This is a genomic window from Arthrobacter sp. NPDC092385, assembly GCF_044755105.1.
Classification (GTDB): Bacteria; Actinomycetota; Actinomycetes; order Actinomycetales; family Micrococcaceae; genus Arthrobacter_D.
On sequence record NZ_JBIVQL010000002.1, the window covers coordinates 71,032 to 90,131 of the forward strand.

At 71.2% G+C, this 19,100-nt stretch carries 17 protein-coding genes; 6 read left to right on the forward strand and 11 right to left on the reverse strand.

Translation table 11 applies throughout. From position 1 onward, the window contains the following. Positions 1–27 precede the first annotated feature (27 nt). The 8 genes from hemL to hemE form a co-directional block, all read right to left on the reverse strand. Entirely contained in the window at positions 28–1,353 is a 1,326-nt protein-coding gene (hemL, locus tag ACIQCY_RS03410) for a glutamate-1-semialdehyde 2,1-aminomutase (protein WP_400482490.1), read from the reverse strand. A gap of 27 nt (positions 1,354–1,380) precedes the next feature. Then, positions 1,381–2,367: a porphobilinogen synthase gene (gene hemB, locus ACIQCY_RS03415; RefSeq protein ID WP_400482491.1), complete on the reverse strand. Its 987-nt coding sequence runs from the start codon at positions 2,365–2,367 to the stop codon at positions 1,381–1,383. 13 nt (positions 2,368–2,380) lie between these two features. Continuing rightward, positions 2,381–3,238 (reverse strand): uroporphyrinogen-III synthase, encoded by an 858-nt coding sequence (locus ACIQCY_RS03420; protein WP_400482492.1) that lies wholly within the window; start codon positions 3,236–3,238, stop codon positions 2,381–2,383. Positions 3,239–3,244: 6 nt separating this feature from the next. Then, positions 3,245–4,192: a hydroxymethylbilane synthase gene (hemC, locus tag ACIQCY_RS03425; RefSeq protein ID WP_400482493.1), complete on the reverse strand. Its 948-nt coding sequence runs from the start codon at positions 4,190–4,192 to the stop codon at positions 3,245–3,247. Continuing rightward, entirely contained in the window at positions 4,189–5,346 is a 1,158-nt protein-coding gene (locus ACIQCY_RS03430; RefSeq protein WP_400482784.1) for a ferrochelatase, read from the reverse strand. Before ACIQCY_RS03430 ends, hemC begins: the two co-directional genes overlap by 4 nt. 47 nt (positions 5,347–5,393) lie before the next feature. Next, positions 5,394–6,110, reverse strand: a complete 717-nt coding sequence (gene hemQ / locus ACIQCY_RS03435; protein ID WP_400482494.1) for a hydrogen peroxide-dependent heme synthase — start codon at positions 6,108–6,110, stop codon at positions 5,394–5,396. A 72-nt stretch (positions 6,111–6,182) separates the two neighbouring features. Continuing rightward, positions 6,183–7,718, reverse strand: coding sequence for a protoporphyrinogen oxidase (gene hemG, locus ACIQCY_RS03440; RefSeq protein WP_400482495.1), 1,536 nt, complete (start codon positions 7,716–7,718; stop codon positions 6,183–6,185). Positions 7,719–7,720: 2 nt separating this feature from the next. Beyond that, the gene (gene hemE / locus ACIQCY_RS03445) at positions 7,721–8,782 is read right to left on the reverse strand and encodes a uroporphyrinogen decarboxylase (protein WP_400482496.1); all 1,062 of its coding nucleotides are present in this window, start codon (positions 8,780–8,782) and stop codon (positions 7,721–7,723) included. 183 nt (positions 8,783–8,965) lie between these two features. Here hemE and ACIQCY_RS03450 point away from each other — a divergent pair, with 183 nt between their 5' ends. Next, entirely contained in the window at positions 8,966–10,366 is a 1,401-nt protein-coding gene (locus ACIQCY_RS03450) for a glutamyl-tRNA reductase (protein ID WP_400482497.1), read from the forward strand. Positions 10,367–10,441: 75 nt separating this feature from the next. On the opposite strand, the gene moeB is transcribed toward ACIQCY_RS03450, so the two are convergent. Further along, on the reverse strand, positions 10,442–11,686 hold the full coding sequence (moeB, locus tag ACIQCY_RS03455) for a molybdopterin-synthase adenylyltransferase MoeB (RefSeq protein ID WP_400482498.1): 1,245 nt from the start codon (positions 11,684–11,686) through the stop codon (positions 10,442–10,444). Between the two features lie 153 nt (positions 11,687–11,839). Here moeB and ACIQCY_RS03460 point away from each other — a divergent pair, with 153 nt between their 5' ends. Beyond that, entirely contained in the window at positions 11,840–12,460 is a 621-nt protein-coding gene (locus ACIQCY_RS03460) for a TetR/AcrR family transcriptional regulator (RefSeq protein WP_400482499.1), read from the forward strand. 48 nt (positions 12,461–12,508) lie between these two features. Next, complete coding sequence (locus tag ACIQCY_RS03465; protein WP_400482500.1) at positions 12,509–12,733, forward strand: DUF3107 domain-containing protein; 225 nt, start codon at positions 12,509–12,511, stop codon at positions 12,731–12,733. 78 nt (positions 12,734–12,811) lie between these two features. On the opposite strand, the gene ACIQCY_RS03470 is transcribed toward ACIQCY_RS03465, so the two are convergent. Beyond that, positions 12,812–13,513 carry a ferritin-like fold-containing protein gene (locus ACIQCY_RS03470; protein WP_400482785.1) on the reverse strand — a complete coding sequence of 234 codons (702 nt, stop codon included), beginning with the start codon at positions 13,511–13,513 and terminating at the stop codon, positions 12,812–12,814. A 219-nt stretch (positions 13,514–13,732) separates the two neighbouring features. Here ACIQCY_RS03470 and ACIQCY_RS03475 point away from each other — a divergent pair, with 219 nt between their 5' ends. The 3 genes from ACIQCY_RS03475 (at position 13,733) to ACIQCY_RS03485 (ending at position 18,205) form a co-directional block, all read left to right on the forward strand. Next, the gene (locus ACIQCY_RS03475) at positions 13,733–15,253 is read left to right on the forward strand and encodes an RNB domain-containing ribonuclease (RefSeq protein ID WP_400482501.1); all 1,521 of its coding nucleotides are present in this window, start codon (positions 13,733–13,735) and stop codon (positions 15,251–15,253) included. A 306-nt stretch (positions 15,254–15,559) separates the two neighbouring features. Then, positions 15,560–17,311, forward strand: a complete 1,752-nt coding sequence (locus ACIQCY_RS03480) for a DEAD/DEAH box helicase (RefSeq protein WP_400482786.1) — start codon at positions 15,560–15,562, stop codon at positions 17,309–17,311. A 6-nt stretch (positions 17,312–17,317) separates the two neighbouring features. Beyond that, positions 17,318–18,205, forward strand: coding sequence for a DNA-methyltransferase (locus ACIQCY_RS03485; RefSeq protein ID WP_400482502.1), 888 nt, complete (start codon positions 17,318–17,320; stop codon positions 18,203–18,205). A 47-nt stretch (positions 18,206–18,252) separates the two neighbouring features. Here the strand turns inward: ACIQCY_RS03485 and ACIQCY_RS03490 are convergent, their stop codons facing one another. Beyond that, positions 18,253–19,095 carry a PHP domain-containing protein gene (locus ACIQCY_RS03490; protein WP_400482503.1) on the reverse strand — a complete coding sequence of 281 codons (843 nt, stop codon included), beginning with the start codon at positions 19,093–19,095 and terminating at the stop codon, positions 18,253–18,255. Positions 19,096–19,100: the final 5 nt, after the last annotated feature.

A 19,100-nucleotide genomic window follows, 5' to 3' on the forward strand; every position in this document is an offset into this window, starting at 1 on the left:
TCTGCGACGGCGGCCGGCTGCATCGGCCTAGTCGGTCGGGACCGCTGCCGCTGCTGCCTTCGCCGCGGCGGGGAGTGCGGCGTGGATGCGGTCCATCGCGGCGTCGTCGTGTGCCGCCGAGAGGAACCACGCCTCGTACACCGACGGCGGGAGGTACACACCCGAATCGAGCATGGAGTGGAAGAACGGGCCGTAGCGGAAGGCTTCCTGGCCCTGCGCGTCGGCGTAGTTCGACACCCCGTGCTCGGCGGTGCCGAAGGCCACGCTGAACAGGTTCCCCGCCCGCTGGATCGAGTGGTCCACGCCGGCTCTGGAGAGCTCGGAGGAGAGGGCGTCACCGACCTCGAGCGAGCGTGCGTCGACGTGGCGGTAGACGTCGTCGGTCGCCGCGGTGAGGGTGGCGACTCCGGCGGCCATGGCGATCGGATTGCCCGAGAGCGTACCCGCCTGGTAGACGGGCCCGATGGGCGCGAGGTAGTTCATGACGTCCGCGCGTCCGCCGAGGGCGGCCGCGGGGATCCCGCCGCCGATCACCTTGCCGAACGTCAGGAGGTCGGGCGTCCAGGGATGCTCGGCGTCGTCGGCTCCGCCCGTGAGCTTCCAGTACCCGCCCGGGTGCGTGCGGAAGCCCGTCATGACCTCGTCGACGATGAACAGCGCGCCGTGTTCGGCGGTGATGCGGCTCAGGAAGGCGTTGAAGCCGGGCGCGGGCGTCACGACGCCCATGTTCGCGGGGGCGGCCTCCGTGATCACTGCGGCGATGCGCTCGCCGTGCGTGCGGAACGCCTCCTCGACCGCTTCGACGTCGTTGTACGGGAGCACGAGCGTCTCCGCGGTCGTGGCCTCCGTGACGCCGGCCGACCCGGGCAACGCCAGGGTCGCCACGCCGGATCCCGCGGACGCGAGGAGGCTGTCCACGTGTCCGTGGTAGCACCCGGCGAACTTGACGATCAGGTTGCGCGACGTGAAGCCACGGGCCAGGCGTACCGCCGTCATGGTCGCCTCGGTGCCGGTGGACACCATGCGCAGGAGTTCGACGGCCGGCACGCGCTCCTTCACGAGCTGCGCCAGGTCGGCCTCGGCGGGCGTCGAGGCGCCGAAGGTGAGCCCGTGGTCGACGGCGCGGTGCACGGCGGCGATCACGTCGGGGTGGGAGTGGCCGAGCAGCGCCGGTCCCCACGAGCAGACGAGGTCGACGTACTCCTTGCCGTCCGCATCGGTCACGTAGGCGCCGTGCGCATCGACCAGGAAGCGCGGGGTCCCGCCGACCGAGCCGAAGGCACGCACCGGCGAGTTGACGCCGCCGGGCATGAGGGCGCGGGCGCGTTCGTAGAGGTTCTCGGAAGTCGTCATGGCGGTCCCTTAGCTGGAGTTCGGGTTCTAGTGGTCGGTCTCGTGGAGCCAGAGCGCGAGCTCCGAGGCCCAGTAGGTGAGGATCATCTGCGCACCGGCGCGCTTGATCCCGAGGACGGACTCCTCGATGGCACGGCGCCGGTCGATCCAGCCGTTCGCCGCGGCCGCCTCGATCATCGCGTACTCCCCCGAGATCTGGTACGCCGCGACGGGGACGGGTGACATGGCAGCGACATCGGCGAGGATGTCGAGGTAGCTCATGGCGGGCTTGACCATCACCATGTCCGCGCCCTCCTCGATGTCGAGCTCGACCTCGAGGATCGCCTCGCGCCGGTTGGCCGCGTCCATCTGGTAGGTCCGGCGGTCGCCCGTGAGCTGGGAGTCGACGGCTTCGCGGAAGGGGCCGTAGAACGCTGAGGCGTACTTGGCCGCGTACGCGAGCACCACGGTGTCCTGGTGCCCGGCCTCGTCCAGCGCCTGGCGGATGACCGCGACCTGGCCGTCCATCATGCCCGAGGGGCCGAGGACGTGCGCGCCGGCCCGTGCCTGCTCGACGGCCATCCGGGCGTAGAGCTCCAGCGTGGCGTCGTTGTCCACGGAGCCGTCGTCGGCGAGGACGCCGCAGTGGCCGTGGTCGGTGAACTCGTCGAGGCAGACATCGCTCATCACGACCAGCGAGTCGCCGACCTCGGCGCGGACATCGGCGATGGCACGGTTGAGGACGCCGTCGGGGTCGATCCCGGCGCTGCCGGTCGCGTCCCGGTGCTCGGGGATGCCGAACAGCATGATGCCGCCGACGCCGCGCTCGACCGCCTCGGCTGCCGCACGCTTCAGTGAGTCGGTGGTGTGCTGCACGACGCCGGGCATCGACAGGATGGGCGACGGCTCGCCGAGGCCCTCCCGGATGAAGGCCGGCAGGATCAGCTCGGAGGGGTGGACGCGGTACTCCGCCACCATGCGCCGCATGGCCGGTGTCGAGCGCAGCCTCCGTGGCCGGTGCTGGGGGAAACTCATGGCTGATCTCCGTTCAGTGGTGCGGGTGCAGGATCGTCGGTCCGCCTCGCGAGATGGCGTGCTCGACGGCCCGGGCTATTCCCTGCGGGGTCGGGTCGGCTGCTGTCGCTCCCGGTCCCCAGCCCTGCTGGCGCAGGGCCGCGGCCGTCGTCCGCCCGATGGCGACGGGGAAGAACGCGAGGGGCCCCTCGCCCAGCCTTTCACGGAATTGCCGCACCGTGCTCGGTGCGGTGAAGACGACGGCGGGCTGGACACCGCCGGGCGCGAACGCCGCGACCTCGCCGGTGGACAGCAACGGTGGGAGCTGCCCGCGTTCCTCGATGCCGGGGATCCGACGCGCCGGATCGGCCGGATAGGGCACGGTGCGATAGGCCTCGACCCGGCGGACGGACCAGCCCCGGGCGGCGAGCCCGGTCGAGAGGTCGTCGGGGGCGAGGTCGGCCTGGGGCAGGAGGACCGCGCCGTTCCCGCGCGGAAAAGCGCCGAGCAGGCCGCCCGAGGACGCATCCTGCGGCACCAGGTCCACGGCGACGCCGGCGTCGGCCAGCAGCCGCGCGGTGGCCGATCCGACGGCGGCGACACTGGCTCCGCCGTCGTCCACCAGCGCGGCGAGCGTCACCCCGCGTGACCGCGCGAGCATCGACAGTGCCTGGACCGTGTTGCCGCTGGTCACCACGACCCATCGGTACGCGCCGCGGCCTAGGGCCTCGAGCTCGTCGGCGACGGCACCCGTATGGGCCGGCAGTTCGGCATCCGTGAGCGGCAGGGCGAAGGGCGACAGCCCGACGGCACGGAGGGCCTCGGCGATGTGGACGGCCCGTGCCGGGTGCCGCAGGATGATCACCGGACGCGCCGTGCGATCGTGTCCCACGAGGCCCTAGCTGTTCAGCGGAGCGATGTCCGCGGCGCCGGCTGCCAGCAGGTCCTCGGCGAGGTCGAGTCCCAGCTGCGCGGCGGCCACGGCGTCCGCTGCGGGGGCCGAGCGTGTCAGCCGGAGGATCGACCGCCCGTCCAGGCTGCAGACCACGGCCTCGAGGGCGAGTTCGTCGCCCCGCAGGTGTGCGAGCGCACCGATCGGGGCCGCGCATCCCGCCTCGAGCTGCAGCAGGACCGCGCGCTCGGCCGTGACGGCGAGCCGCGTGGGCAGGTGGTCGTAGGCTGCCAGTGCTTCGCGCACCCCTGGAGCGGCCTCGCTCTCGCGGCACTCGACGGCGAGGGCACCCTGTCCGGGGGCGGGCAGCATGACGTCGGTGTCGATCAGCTCCGTGATGGCGTCGTCGCGTCCCAGGCGCCGGAGCCCCGCCGCGGCGAGGACGACGGCGTCGAGGTCTCCGGGTGCGCCGATGACGAGTCCGGCGACGCGTCCGAGCCGCGTGTCCACGTTCCCGCGGATGTCGACGACCTCGAGCCCCGGTCGCGCGGACCGGAGCTGCGCGGCACGCCGCGGGGATCCCGTGCCCACCCGGGCGCCGTCGGGCAGCGTGGCCAGTGTCAGGCCGTCCCGTGCGCACAGGGCGTCCCGGACGTCCTCGCGCTCGGGGACCGACGCCACGGTGAGCCCGGGCGCCGGCAGCGTGGGGAGGTCCTTCAGCGAATGCACGGCGATGTCGCACCGCTCCTCGAGCAGGGCGTCACGGAGGGCGGCGACGAAGACCCCGGTGCCGCCGATCTGCGACAGCGACCCCTTGAGGACGTCCCCCTCGGTCCGGACGCGCACGAGTTCGTACGGCAGCGCCGCGAGGTCCGATACGCGCTCGGCGACCGTCGTCGTCTGCGTCATCGCGAGGGCGCTGCCCCGCGTGCCGACCCGGATGCCTGTGCTCATTCCGTACCGGGGTTGGGCAGCGGGGTCCCCACGGTGGAGTCGGCGGCCGCGATGGTCGGCTTCTCCCCGCGGCGGTTCGCGCAGCAGTTCGGCCGGCAGACGTCGTACCAGGGACCGAGCGCCGTCGCCGACGGCCGATCGGTGATGTTGTTCTCGATGGTGCGCTCGAGGATGAGGTCGATCAGGCCCTCCACGAACTTCCGGTGGGTACCCGGGGTCGGCACGCGGTCGGCCACGATACCGAGCTCGCCGCAGGTCTCCATCGCCTCGGTGTCGAGGTCCCACGCGACCTCCATGTGGTCCGAGACGAACCCCAGCGGGACGATGACGACGCCGCGGGTCCCGGCCTCGTAGCGGTCGCGGAGCGCATCGCTGATGTCGGGCTCGAGCCAGGGGATGTGCGGCGCGCCGGAACGGGACTGGTAGACCAGCGACCACTCGACGCCGGCGGCCTCCGGGATCCGGTCCAGCACCGCCTGCGCGGTCGCGAGGTGCTGCGCCACGTAGGCGCCCTCCTCGTAGGCGGGGCCGCCCTCTGCGTTGCGTGGGCCGGCGGCCTCGGCGTCACCCGTGGGGATCGAGTGCGTGGAGAACATGACGTGGACGGGAGCGTCCGGGTCCCCCTGCTCGGCGAGCCCGGCGCGGACCGTGGCCAGGCCTTCCGTCACTCCCTCGACGAAGGGCTCCACGAATCCCGGGTGGTCGAAGTACTGCCGCACCTTGTCCACCTCGAGCCGGCCCTCGAGCCCGGTCTTCACGAGCGCCATGCCGAGGTCCTCGCGGTACTGCCGGCAGCTCGAGTAGCACGAGTAGGCGCTCGTGGTGACGGCGAGCACCTTCCGGTGGCCGGCGTCGTACGCCTCCTGGAGGGTGTCCGCGATGAAGGGCTCCCAGTTGCGGTTGCCCCAGTAGACGGGAAGATCGATACCGCGACGGCGCAGTTCGGCTTCCATGGCGGCGCGGAGCGCGCGGTTCTGGCTGTTGATGGGGCTGACCCCGCCGAACGCGCGGTAGTGGTGCGAGACCTCTTCGAGCCGCTCGTCGGGGATGCCGCGTCCGCGGGTCACGTTGCGCAGGAAGGGGATGACGTCGTCCTGCCCCTCGGGCCCGCCGAAGGAGGCGAGCACGACGGCGTCGTACGCCTTCGGGGCCATCCGGCCGTTCTCGTCGACTCCCTCCAGGGGATCGAATGCCTGTGTCGTCACTGGAGCACCTCTGCAATCTCGTCGTGGTTGATCCGCCGGCCGGTGTAGAACGGCACTTCCTCGCGGACGTGGCGGCGCGCCTCGGTCTCCCGGAGGTACCGCATGAGGTCCACGAGGTCCACGAGGTCGGGAGCCTCGAGTGCCAGGATCCATTCGTAGTCGTTGAGGGCGAAGGATGACACGGTGTTCGAGATCACCTGGGGGTACTTCCGGCCCTTCATGCCATGGTCCGTCAGCATCTCGCGGCGCTCCTCCGTCGGCAGGATGTACCACTCGTAGGATCGGACGAACGGGTACACGCAGACCCACTCCGCAGGGGCCACCCCGCGGGAGAACGCAGGGCTGTGGGACTTCGAGAACTCCGCGTCGCGGTGGACGCCCATGGCCGACCACACCATGGTGGTCTCGGCGAACGTCTCGGTGCGGCGAAGCCTGCGCACGGCCGCCTGCAGGTCTTCCGGTCGGGGACCGTGGAGCCAGACCATGACGTCGGCGTCCGCCCGCATGGCCGACACGTCGTAGAAACCGCGCAGCACCACGCCGTCGGGTTCGAAGGAGGCGATGACTTCCTCGAGCGTGTGGGCCCCGGAATCCGTCGTCGCGGTTCCCCGCTTGAAGACGGTCCAGAGGGTGTAGAACAGCTCACCGGGGGCGTCGGCGCCCTCTCCGGTGTGCTGGGGAGCGTGGGCGTTGCTACCGGTTGGCTCAGTCATGGTACTAGTCTGCCCCTTGCCCGGAGACGAACCGAAATCCTTTTCTTCTACAAAAGGTAGAAGAGATCAAGGTCACATCCGGGCGGCAGGATCGCCCGCAGCGGAGGAATCGGCGAGCACGTCGGCGAGCTGGCCGGCCCGCGCTCTGGCGTCGTCGATGACCGCCACGAGGCCCGTCCCGGCAAGCCATCCGCCGGTCACGGCGAGGGACGCCGAGCGGTCCGCGACGAGCGAGCGGATGCGCGCCACCCGCTCCCGGTGCCCCACGGAGGCGTGCGGCAGGGCGCCCGTCCAGCGCACCACGTCCCAGTCGAGCACATCGGCCTCGTCGATGGACACGCCGAGGAGGGCCGAGGCGTCCGCGAGCGCGTGGCGGTAGAGGACGTCGTCGGGCGTGCCGAGCCCGACGTCGGCAGGGGTGTCACCGACACGCCCGAAGGACAGCCGGAGGACATGCGAGCCGGGACCGGCCTGATCCCGCAGCCAGGCCCACTTCGCGGTCGCATGGGTCAGTGCCTTCGCGGCGACGCCCTCGACGCCGCGGGCGACCAGGACCCCGGTGCCGCGGGGGCGGGCATCGAGTTCGGGGACATCGACGATCAGGGTGACCAGGGCGACGCCGGGCACCGCGTCGGGCCGCTCGGTGGCCAGGTCGGGGATCACCGGCGCCAGGAGGTCGACGGCGGCGCGGCCTTCCGTCGCGACCACCACGCCGTCGGCCTGGATGCGCCGTGTCAGGATCGAGTGCTCCGTCGTGACCGTCCAGCCGGAGGCGGAACGAGCGACGCGGGTCACCTGCTCCCCCGTGCGGAGGTCGGCGCCGTCCGCCTCGAGCTGCCGGACCAGGGCATCGCGGAGCTGGGCGATGCCACCGGCGAGACCGGCCACGGCGGACCCCGCGGGCGCCGCCGCGCGGAGCGCTCCCGCTGCCGCCCCGAGGGACCCCAGGCGGCCCATCGTCGCGCGGAGGCCCGGCGCCACGGAATCGACGTCGAGGTCGTCGGGATCGGCGGAGAAGACGCCTCCCGCCACGGGCGCCACGAGCCGCGTGAGCACCTCCTCGCCCATCCGTGCCCGGACGAGCTCGCCGAGGCTGACCTTCGGGCGCGTTGCGAGGGATCCGACCGGCAGGACCCTGTCGAGGGCCGCGCGGAGGGCGCCGCTGCGGCCGATCACGGCGGTGATCGCGGGATCGGACGGATCCGCGGGTATGCCGAGGATCCCGGAGTTGGGCAGGGGCTGCGCGGAGGCGCGCAGGTCCTTGCCCGGGAGCTGCACCCAGGCTCCCGTGGCATCGGGGGAAACGATCCGGTCGCCGAGCCCCAGTTCGTCGGCCAGGGCCGGCACGGTGGCGGAGCGCGTCGAGAAGGACTCCGCACCGCTGTCGAGCCGGAAGCCGCCGAGGACACGCCCGTCCACGGTGCCGCCGAACCGGTCGGACCGCTCGAGGACGGTGACGCGGAATCCGCGCCCGAGCAGTGTCCGCGCTGCGACGAGTCCCGCCATCCCGCCGCCGACGACCACGACCGTCCGCCGTGGGACCGGCCCGGCCTGGACGGTCTCCACCGGCGTCTCCGGTGTCGTGTCCCTGCCTGCCCCCCTCGCCATCGCTACGGCTCCACGGAGTGGATGAGGTCGACGACGCGCGTCAGGACATCCGGGTCCGTCTCCGGCGGGACGCCGTGCCCGAGGTTCACCACGTGGCCCGGCGCGGATGCGCCGGCGGCGATGACGTCGCGGACGTGCTGTTCCAGCACGGGCCACGGCGCAGGGAGCAGTGCCGGATCGATGTTGCCCTGCAGCGGCACCGTCCCGCCGAGTCGGCGGTTCGCCTCGTCGAGGGGAAGGCGGTAGTCGACGCCGATGACGTCCACGCCCACCTCGTGCATGGCGACGAGCAGTTCGGAGGTGCCCGTGCCGAAGTGGACCAGCGGTGCCCCGAGTCCGCGCACGTGGTCGAGCGCACGGCGTGAGGCAGGCGCCACGTGGCGGCGGTAGTCCGCGAGGCCGAGGGACCCCGCCCAGGAGTCGAACAGCTGGGCCGCACTGGCGCCCGCCTCGAGTTGTGCGCGGAGGAACATCCCCGAGGCGTCCGCCGCCCAGTCGGTCAGGGCCCGCCACGTCTCGGGGTCGGCATGCATCATGGTGCGCGGACCGAGATGGTCGCGCGACGGACGGCCCTCGACCATGTAGGCGGCCAGCGTGAACGGCGCACCGGCGAAGCCGATCAGCGGCGTGGAGCCGAGCTGGGCGACGGTCAGCGCGACAGCCGCGCGGATGGGCTCGAGCGCCTCGTCCGTGAGGGTGGGCAGTGCGGCGACGTCGGCCGCGGAGCGTATCGGGGCCCCGAGGACCGGACCCACGCCGGGGACGATGTCGACGTCCACTCCGGCGAGCTTGAGCGGGATCACGATGTCCGAGAAGAAGATGGCGGCATCGACGTCGTGCCGGCGCACGGGCTGGAGCGTGATCTCGGACGCCATCTCCGGGTCCAGGCAGGATTCGAGCATGTCGGTGCCCTCGCGCAGGGCGCGATACTCGGGCAGGGACCGTCCCGCCTGCCGCATGAACCACACGGGCCGCCGGTGCGGGGTCCGGCCCCGGTAGGCGGAGATGAGAGCCGAGCCGGACGTGCGTCCGTCGACCAGCGGGTGCGATGCTCCAAGGTCCATACCGCCGATTCTGCCGAAGATCGCGGCGGATGGTTAACCGGGGCGGCACGGCCGATGCTCCACGTGGCCAACATCACCCCCGGCTCCGGGGGGCAGGATCCCGCAGGAATCCGCGGAAAGCAAGCTCCGGTAAGGATGGCCTATTCAGTGGGAAAGGTTCGTTCTCGGTATGATCGGAGGGCTGTGGTACTTCTTTCACTTGTCGCGACACACTCGAACGTGGACCTGGAAACCGTCGCCCGACTCAGCGTCGGCGCCCCCCAGGTCCCTTCCGCCGTGCTCTCCGATGACAGGGCGCTCTCGGGCGCCGTCGTCCTCGCGACGTGCAACCGCTTCGAGATCTATGCCGAGGCCCCCTCCGAGGACGACGTGGAGGCCGCCCGCTCCGCGATCGTGTCGACCATCAGCGAGTACTCCGGCATCCCCGAGCAGTCCGTGTCCTCCTCCTTCGAGACGCACACCGGCCAGGACGTCGCCGAACACCTCTTCGCCGTCGGCGCCGGACTCGACTCGGCCGTGATCGGCGAACGCGAGATCGCCGGGCAGGTGCGCCGCGCGCTGATCGAGGCGCAGGGCTCCGGAGCCGCCAGCGGCGGACTCGTGCGCCTCTTCCAGGCCGCCTCGAAGACCGCGAAGGACGTCGGTGCGCAGACGGCCCTCGGCAGCCGCGGCCGGTCCATCGTGTCCGTGGCCCTGGAACTCGCCGGCGACCTGTCCGAGGATGCCGACTGGTCGCGCAAGGCCGTGGTCCTGTTCGGTACGGGAGCCTACGCGGGTGCCACCATGGCCGCCCTCAAGGACAAGGGCTGCACCGACATCTCCGTCTTCTCCTCCTCGGGACGGGCCGAGGCCTTCGTCGCGACGCGCGGCGGGACGGCCGTGGCCGCCGCCGACCTGCCCGGTGCCATGCGCCGGGCCGACGTCGTCATCGGCTGCAGCGGGAGCGACGCCCGGATCGACGCGGCCGACATCGAACGCGTCCGCGACGGCAGCAACCGCCCGCTCGTGATCATCGACCTCGCGCTGAGCCATGACTTCGATCCCGCCGTGGGAACGCTCGACGGCGTCGAGCTCATCACCCTCGAATCCGTCCGTGCCGCGGCCCCGGAGGAGCAGGCCGATGCCCTCGCCCAGGCCGGCGACCTGGTGCGCGCCGCTGCCCGCACCTTCGAGGAGCAGCAGACCACGCGGGCCATGAACGCGGCCATCGTGGCCCTCCGGCAGCACACGCAGGCGGTCCTCGACTCCGAGATGGAGCGCGTGAGGGCACAGCACGGCTGCACGGCGGCCGCCGAGGAGGTCGAGTTCGCCCTGCGGCGCATGGTCCGCCAGCTCCTGCACGTACCGACCGTCCGCGCCCGCGAACTCGCGGCCGAGGGACGCCAGGACGAGTACACGGCAGCACTCGAAGCCCTCTACGGGATCGACGTGGCTCCCGCCGTCGAGAAGGCCCCCACCGCCGAGCGCGATCCGCATGCCGCAGAGTCCCCGGACGCCGTCGCGCGCCTCACCCGGCCACAGCACACGCACGCCGAGGGCGCCGCGTGCCCCGTGGACCACGAGAGGCCCGCGCAGAGCGCCTAGCCGCACTGCGTCCCGGCGCACTCCATCCCGGCGCACTGAATCCCGGCGCACGGCATCCCGGTCGGGGCCGAGCGCTCAGTAGGTCATCTTCCCCGGTTCGATCCGCCGAACCCATTCGATGATGCCGCCGTCCACCGACCGCGCATCCGGATGGCCCTCCGCGCGGAGGAACCGGACCACATCCGCGGAGCGCACCCCCGACTTGCAGTGCACGTAGACCGTCCGGCTGCCGTCGACGGTCGCATCGCCGTCGAGGATCAGGTTCTTCGGGACCAGCACCGCCCCGTCGATGTTCACGATCGCGTGCTCCTCCGGGTTGCGGACATCCAGCAGGTCGAAGTCGGCGTTCCCGGCGGACCGTGCGGCGAGGAGTTCCGCGAGCTCGTCCACGGAGACGGTCGGGACCGGCTCCTCCTGGGAGGCGTCGCCGGCGGCCGTCGGGCCCGGCAGACCGCAGAACTGCTCGTAGTCGACGAGCTCCGTGACCCGGGGAGCCGTCGGATCCGGCCGCACGCGCAGCTCCCGCCAGCTCATGTCCAGCGCGTTGAAGACCAGCACCCTGCCGAGGAGCGTGGTACCCACCCCGGTGATGAGCTTGATCGCCTCGTTCACCATCACCGAACCGATCTGCGCGCACAGCACGCCGAGTACGCCCCCCTCGGCGCAGGACGGCACGGAACCGGGCGGGGGTGCCTCCGGGTACAGGTCGCGGTAGGTGGGTCCCTGGTCCTGCCAGAAGACGCTCACCTGCCCGTCGAAGCGCAGGATGGAACCCCACACGTAGGGTTTGCCGAGGATCGCCGCCGCGTCGTTGACGAGGTAGCGCGTGGCGAAGTTGTCCGTGCCGTCGACGATGAGGTCGTACCCGGCGAAGAGGGACAGCGCGTTCGAGCGGTCCAGCCGCTCCTCGTGCAGCACCACCTCCACCAGCGGATTCAGCTCGATGATGCTGTCCCGTGCGGAGGCCGCCTTGGACCGCCCCAGGTCCGGCATGCCGTGGATGACCTGGCGCTGCAGGTTCGAGAGTTCGACGTCGTCGTCGTCCACGATCCCGAGCGTCCCGACTCCCGCGGCGGCCAGGTACAGCAGTGCCGGGGAGCCGAGCCCGCCGGCTCCGATCACGAGGACCCGGGCGTTCTTCAGGCGCAGCTGCGCATCCGTACCGAAGCCGGGGATGATGAGGTGCCGTGAGTAGCGCAGCGTCTCGTCCTGCGTCAGGGCGCCGGTCGCCGCGACGAGGGGCGGCAGGCCGGCAGGCCCGCCGGACGGCGGCGGCTCCACGGAAGCGGGGGCCTGCGGCGAGGACGGGACGGCGGTCATACCCAAGGGTATTCCGCCGGACGTCGGACCTGCCAGCGAGCGCAGGAGCACGGGAGGAGGCCCGACGCCGGGTGCAGCGGCCGCGCCGTGCTGCGGCTACCGGTGGGTAAACTGGACGGACGTCCCTGACCGTTGAACCGAGGATCGCCCTACGTGAGTGCTGAACCGACCGCCGCAGGAAAAGCCGTGCGCCTGCCGCGGGACGAGCGCCGGCGCCAGCTCCTGGCGGCAGCCCAGGAGGTCTTCGTGGGCAACGGCTACCACGGGGCGGCCATGGACGACATAGCCGTGGCGGCGAAGGTCAGCAAGCCCGTGCTGTACCAGCACTTTCCCGGCAAGCGGGATCTCTACCTCGCGTTGCTCGACAGCCATCTCGCCGAACTGACGCAGCTGCTCGTCGACGCGCTCCGCTCGACCGACGACAACAAGCTGCGCGTCCATGCGACCATGCGCGCCTACTTCCAGTTCATCGCGCAGGACAGCCGGGCGCACCGTCTCGTGTTCGAGTCGGACATCAGCAGCGAGCCCGATGTCAGCAGCCGGCTCGAGGCGTTCAACGCCCACTTCGCCGGCGCGATCGCAGGCGTGATCGCGGATGACACGCAGTTGTCGATGGTGGAGGCCACCCTGCTGGGCCGCGGTCTTGCGGGGATGGCGCAGATCAGCGCGCGCTACTGGCTGGAGACGGACGGCAGCCTGGACATCGATGCCGCAGCCGAGCTCATCTACCGTTTAGCTTGGCGCGGAATCAGCCGCTTCCCCAAGGAGATCTAGAGTAGGTTTCGAAGCGATATCACGCTCACAACACAGGAGGCATGCGCCGTGGAAGTCAAGATCGGTATCCAGAACGTCAACCGGGAGATCATCCTCGATTCCGCCGAGAGCGCCGACGCCATCGCCGAGCTCGTGGCCGCTGCGATGAGCGGCGGCTCCGAATTGCGCCTCAAGGATTCCAAGGGCCGCCAGGTCATCGTCCCGACGTCGGTCCTCGGCTATGTCGAGATCGGCGCAGAGGAGACCCGCCGGGTCGGTTTCGGCGCGCTCTAGCAGGAGAGCTTCGCTGCACGAGGACCCGCGGACGACGGCGCACGCCGCCTGCCGCGGGTCCTTCCATGCGTAGCGGACCTAGGCGGTGAGCCCGAGGGCGCTCATGCGCCGGGAATGGTTGCGTGTCAGCTGCGAGAAGAGCGCTGTCGTGTGCTGTGTCTGGTCCGCCTCGTTCGCGAACAGCAGGCCCGCGAGGTATTCGCGCTCGATGCCCACGCGCTGCGCCTGGGTCAGCGCCTCCCCCACGAGCCTCCGGCCCCACAGCGCGAGGCGCGAGGCGAGCCGGGGATCGTCCGCGAGTGCTTCCTTGAGGCGCCGCTGCAGGTGGGCCGCGCCCTCTCCCGAGTCGATGGTGCTGATGAGGTCGCGCGACCGCGGATCGAGGGTGTCGGCCAGGGAACGGTAGAAGTCGCCGGAGAAGGCGTCGATCACATAGGCCTTCATGAGGGATTCGTACCAGTCGCCCGGGCGCGTGCGCTCATGGAAGGCGTCGACGGACGCCTGGAAGGGCGCCATGGCGTCCTCCACCGTGACTCCCAGCTCTGCCAGGAATCGGCCGACCAGCTCGAAGTGCTCGAATTCCTGCACGGCGAGCCGGCCCAGGCTCGCGCGGTCGGCGAGACTGGGCGAGAACCTGGCGTCCGACGAGAGACGTTCGAAGCCCGACAGCTCGCCGTACGCGATGACCCCGAGCAGGTCGGTGACGAAGCGGGCGTAGCGGGGATTGGCGAGGGCATCCTCTGCGGCGCTGGCAGGAACGGCGGGAGCCTCCGGCTGCATCGGTGTTCCGACCGGCGCGCCGTCGTCCGGCCCGGCGGCGGAGAGGGCTGTGCTGTCCGGGGAGCCGTTGTTCATTCTGCTAAGAGTACGCAATCGGAGGGGCCCGGCAAGCTGCTGCGCGGCTCCGGGGCCTGCTGCGGGGCGGCCTCCTGGTCCCCCCGGCGGGTGCAGGGAGTTTTCACGTGCCCGATGTCCGGAGGGTGCATTACCGTAAGGCCTGTGCCAGCACAGCATATGGACCTCAGGGACCGGGAGTCCCAGCAGCGCCTCACCGCATCGCTCCGGGCGCTGCGCGAAGAACTCGGCATCCGGGAGGACTTCCCCGAGGATGTCCTGCGGGAGGCGGAGGCGGCCGTGGCCGCCCACGAACTCCATCCCACCGACCTTCGGGCCCTCCCCTTCCTCACGATCGATCCGCCCGGTTCGACCGACCTCGACCAGGCCGTGCACCTGACGCGCAGCAGGAGTACGGGCGCTGACGGCACGGCGGGCACGGGCGGTTACGAGGTCTGGTACGCCATCGCGGACGTCCCCCTCTTCGTCGCGCCGGGCGGAGCCGTCGACGCCGAGGCGCGGCTGCGCGGCCAGACGATGTATGCGCCCGACGGCCGGATCTCGATGCACCCGGAGGTCATCTCCGAGAACGCCGCGAGCCTCCTCCCCGCCCGGGACCGCCCGGCCTTCGTCTGGCACTTCCTGCTCGACGCCGAAGCGGTCGTGCAGTCCGTCACCGTCGGCCGCGCGACCGTCCGCAGCAGGCGGCAGCTCACCTACGCCCAGGTGCAGGCGGACCTCGACGCCGGCACGGCGGACGAACAACTCGTCCTGCTGCAGGAGATCGGGACCCTCCGCGTCCAGCAGGAACTGGACCGCGGCGGTGCGAGCCTGAACCTGCCACGCCAGGAGATCACGCACGACGGCGAGAGCTACGGGATCATCACGGAGCCGGCCCTCCCCTGCGAGGGCTGGAACGCACAGATCTCGCTCATGACGGGGATGGCCGCGGCACGCATGATGATCGACGGCGGGATCGGCATCCTGCGCACCATGCCGGAACCGGACGAGGGTGCGCTCGGCAAGTTCCGCCGCCAGTCGGAGGCGCTCGAGCACCCCTGGCCCGCCGACATGCCCTACGGTGCCTTCCTCCGCACGCTCGACGTCACCGACCCGCGGCAGCTCGCCCTGATGCATGCGGCAGCGGCACTCTTCCGGGGTGCCGGCTACACCGCCTTCGACGGCGAGGTGCCCGACGCCGTCGTCCAGTCGGCCATCGCCGCACCCTACGCGCACACCACAGCCCCCCTGCGCCGCCTCGTGGACCGGTTCGTGCTCGTCACGTGCGCGGCCATCTGTGCCGGCGAGGAGGTCCCGGAGCCGGTCCGTGCGGCTCTCCCCGACCTCAACACACTGATGGCGTCCTCCAACCAGACGGCGTCCCGGCTGGATTCCGGCGCCATGGATGCCGTGCAGGCCGCACTGCTGAGCAACCGGATCGGCGAGGCGTTCTCCGCCGTCGTGCTCCAGGGCGCGCCGCCCGCCGTCGAGGATGCCCCCGGCCGGCAGGCTCCCCGCCTTTCGGGGACGGTGCAGGTCACCGAGCCCCCGCTGGAGGCGAAGTGCTACGGCGAACTCGTGGCGGGAGAGCGCGTCACGGTGATCCTGCTGGAAGCGGACATCGCGCGCCGCCGCCTCCGCTTCGAGGTCAAGCCGACGGACGCGCCCCCGCGCAGCCCGCAATGACGCGCGGCAGGTGTGGGCAGGGTAGTCTTGACGCGTAGTAATGGATGCCCGGTCGTTATCACATCTTCGATAACCCGAAGTACCTACTCGATCCCGAGTTTTCCCGCGGGCGCAGGTCTCCCTCCGCAGCCCGCACGCAGTCGCAAGCCCGCGATCGGCTTCCACTGGACGCCCCGCGCCCGCCGATACGCTCCGCACGAGATGTCAATCCATCCCGGCGTCGAGCCTCAGCGGCCGCGTGGCCTGAATGAACGGTAGAACGTGCACAACACAGATCACGATACGAACACCGCCCTGGGTACAGACATCGCCACGGCAACCGACTCGCACCACCTCGTCGCCGACAACTCGGCCGACGCCATCGACGTCGAGGAGACCCTCGTCACCACCGAGGCGCCGCACGCGCCCGTCGCCGAGACCTTCGCGGACTTCAACGTCCGCCCGGACATCGTCGAGTCCCTCGCCGATGCCGGCATCACGCACCCCTTCCCCATCCAGGCCATGACCCTGTCGATCGCCCTCGGCGGACACGACATCATCGGCCAGGCGAAGACCGGAACGGGTAAGACGCTCGGGTTCGGCATCCCCGCGATCCAGCGTGTCGTCGGGCCGGAGGACGCGGGCTACGAGAAGCTCCCGGTCCCGGGTGCGCCGCAGGCACTCGTCATCGTGCCCACCCGTGAACTCGCCGTCCAGGTGGCCAGCGACCTCACGACGGCGGCGAAGAAGCGCAACGCCCGCATCGTCACCATCTACGGCGGCCGTGCCTACGAGCCCCAGATCGAGGCCATCAAGAAGGGCGTCGAGATCGTCGTCGGCACCCCGGGCCGCCTGATCGACCTGTACCGGCAGAAGCTGCTGGTGCTGAAGAACGTCAAGATCGTGGTGCTCGACGAGGCCGACGAGATGCTGGACCTCGGCTTCCTGCCCGACGTCGAGACCCTGATCGCCGCGACTCCGCCGGTGCGCCAGACGCTCCTGTTCTCCGCGACCATGCCCGGCCCCGTCATTGCGATGGCCCGCCGGTACATGACGCAGCCCACGCATATCCGGGCCGCTGATCCCGAGGACGAGGGCATCACCAAGAAGGACATCCGCCAGGTCATCTACCGGGCGCACAACCTGGACAAGGCCGAGGTCGTGGCCCGCATCCTGCAGGCGCGGGGCCGCGGGCGCGCCATCATCTTCTGCAAGACGAAGCGCACCGCCGCGAAGCTCTCCGAGGAACTGATCGACCGCGGCTTCGCGGCCGGGGCGATCCACGGCGACCTCGGACAGGGCGCCCGCGAGCAGGCGCTGCGTGCCTTCCGCGGCGACAAGATCGACGTCCTCGTCGCCACCGAGGTCGCGGCGCGCGGCATCGACGTCGAAGACATCACGCACGTCATCAACTACCAGTGCCCCGAGGACGAGAAGGCCTACCTGCACCGGGTGGGCCGCACGGGGCGTGCCGGCAAGAAGGGCACGGCCGTGACCTTCGTCGACTGGGACGACGTCCCCCGCTGGGGCCTGATCAACAAGGCACTCGGCCTCGACACGCCCGAGCCGGTGGAGACGTACTCGTCGTCGCCGCACCTGTACACGGACCTCGACATCCCCGAGGGCACCAAGGGACGCCTCCCCCGCAAGGACCGCAAGCTCGCGGGCATCAACGCAGAGGTCCTCGAGGACCTGGGCGAGACCGGCAAGCGCGGAGGTGGCACCCGCTCGGACAGCGGCCGGAACGACGGCGGCCGGAACGACGGCGGCCGGAACGAGAACTCCAGGAACGACGGCGGACGCGGACGCTCCGGCGAGCGCGGCGGACAGCGGCGCGACGGCGAGTCCGGCGAGGGCTCGCGGGGTTCCCGCGGCCGCGGCCGTGGAACGACGCGTTCCGGTGACGCCGAGGCGCCTGCAGCACCCGCCGCGTCCGATGCCGCGGTGGAAGGCGGCGGACGCCGCCGTCGTGCCGCGGGCGAGGGCGAGGCGCCGTCGGGTGACCGCCCCCGCCGCAGCCGGACCCGCCGCCGCAACGGCGAGGTCGTCGCGGACCCTGCCGGCGGCTCAGAGGACTAGCCCCCGGTGACCGGGCTTCCAGTGCCGTCCGCGCCTCCCTGGAGTGCGGACGGCGCCAACCTCGTGGTGCACGCGGACAACGCGGAGTACCTCGCGACGCTGCCGGACGCAGCCTTCACCATGGTCTACGTGGACCCGCCGTTCAACACGGGCCGGGTGCAGCGCCGCCAGCAGACCACGATGGTGCGCGCCGCGGACGGCACGGGCGACCGCGTGGGCTTCAAGGGTCTCTCCTACGCGACCGTCAAGGGCATGCTCGCGAGCTACGACGACGCCTTCGAGGACTACTGGGACTTCCTCGCGCCACGGCTCGCCGAGGCCTGGCGGCTCCTGGCCGACGACGGCACCCTGTACCTGCACCTGGACTACCGGGAGGTGCACTACGCGAAGGTCATGCTGGACGCGCTCTTCGGGCGCGAGTGCTTCCTGAACGAGATCATCTGGGCCTACGACTACGGTGCGCGGGCCAAGCGGAAGTGGCCGGCGAAGCACGACAACATCCTCGTCTACGTGAAGAACCCTGCCGGCTACTACTTCAACAGCGACGAGGTGGACCGGGAGCCCTACATGGCGCCCGGGCTGGTCACCGCCGAGAAGGCCGCGCTCGGCAAGCTCCCCACCGATGTCTGGTGGCACACCATCGTGTCGCCGACGGGCCGCGAGAAGACGGGCTACCCCACGCAGAAGCCGGAGGGCCTGCTGCGGCGGGCCGTTGCGGCGAGCAGCCGCGAGGGTGACTGGGTCCTCGACTTCTTCGCCGGATCGGGCACGCTCGGCGCGGTAGCCGGGAAGCTCGGTCGGCGCTTCGTCTGCGTGGACCGCAACCCCCAGGCCGTCGAGGTCATGCGGGCCCGGCTGGCCCCCTGGACGCAGCCCGCCGCGAGGAGCAGCTGAGCGAATCCGCAGGTCCGGCCGGACATATCTGACCCGACAGGTACGCCTCAGCTGACCGCGGTGCCCGTCGCGAGCCCCGTGATGGCCTCGAGGGTCTCCCTGCTCGTGACGTTCTCGCCGAGCAGGTTCGGTTTGCCGCTGCCATGATAGTCGCTCGACCCCGTGACGAGCAGCCCGTTGTGCCGGGCGATCCTCCTCAGCTCCACGCGCGCGCTCTCGGGGTTGTCCCGGTGCTCGATCTCCAGGCCCAGCAGGCCGGCGTCGATCATCTCGTCGATGACGGCTCCGCCCACCACGGCTCCACGGTTGAAGGCCGACGGGTGGGCGAAGACGGGGATCCCGCCGGCCTGGCGGATGAGTGCGACGGCGTGGGCGGGGTGCGGCGCGTAGTGGCTGACCCAGTACGGCGAACGGGCCGTCAGCACACGCTCGAACGCCTCCGAACGCGTGCCCACGACGCCGAGGGAGATCAGGGCGTCGGCGATGTGCGGCCGCCCCACGGTGGCGCCCTCGGTCACATGCTCCTGCACGAGCTCCCAGGTGATGGGGAAATCCACCGACATGAGCTCGACCATCCGCTGCGCACGCGTCAGCCGCGCCGTCCTCGACTTCCCGATCTCCGCGAGCAGCCCGGCGTGCAGCGGATCGTGCAGGTAGGACAGGACGTGCACGCTGATGCCGGTGTCCGTGCGGCACGAGACCTCCATGCCGGGAACGAAGGTGATGCCGTGCCCGGCCGCTGCAGCACGGGCACGGTCCCAGCCGGCCGTGGAGTCGTGGTCGGTGAGCGCGACGGCGTCGAGGCCTGCTGCGGCGGCGGACGCGATCAGGACCTCGGGGTCCTCGGTGCCGTCCGAGACGTTGGAGTGGGTGTGCAGATCGATTCTCACCGGGT

Coding starts and splice junctions, on each gene's coding strand:
- hemL (WP_400482490.1), bottom strand. CDS start 1,353: ATGACGACTTCCGAGAACCTCTACGAACGCGCCCGCGCCCTCATGCCC.
- hemB (WP_400482491.1), bottom strand. CDS start 2,367: ATGAGTTTCCCCCAGCACCGGCCACGGAGGCTGCGCTCGACACCGGCC.
- hemC (WP_400482493.1), bottom strand. CDS start 4,192: ATGAGCACAGGCATCCGGGTCGGCACGCGGGGCAGCGCCCTCGCGATG.
- ACIQCY_RS03430 (WP_400482784.1), bottom strand. CDS start 5,346: ATGGCCCCGAAGGCGTACGACGCCGTCGTGCTCGCCTCCTTCGGCGGG.
- hemQ (WP_400482494.1), bottom strand. CDS start 6,110: ATGACTGAGCCAACCGGTAGCAACGCCCACGCTCCCCAGCACACCGGA.
- hemG (WP_400482495.1), bottom strand. CDS start 7,718: ATGGCGAGGGGGGCAGGCAGGGACACGACACCGGAGACGCCGGTGGAG.
- hemE (WP_400482496.1), bottom strand. CDS start 8,782: ATGGACCTTGGAGCATCGCACCCGCTGGTCGACGGACGCACGTCCGGC.
- moeB (WP_400482498.1), bottom strand. CDS start 11,686: ATGACCGCCGTCCCGTCCTCGCCGCAGGCCCCCGCTTCCGTGGAGCCG.
- ACIQCY_RS03470 (WP_400482785.1), bottom strand. CDS start 13,513: ATGCAGCCGGAGGCTCCCGCCGTTCCTGCCAGCGCCGCAGAGGATGCC.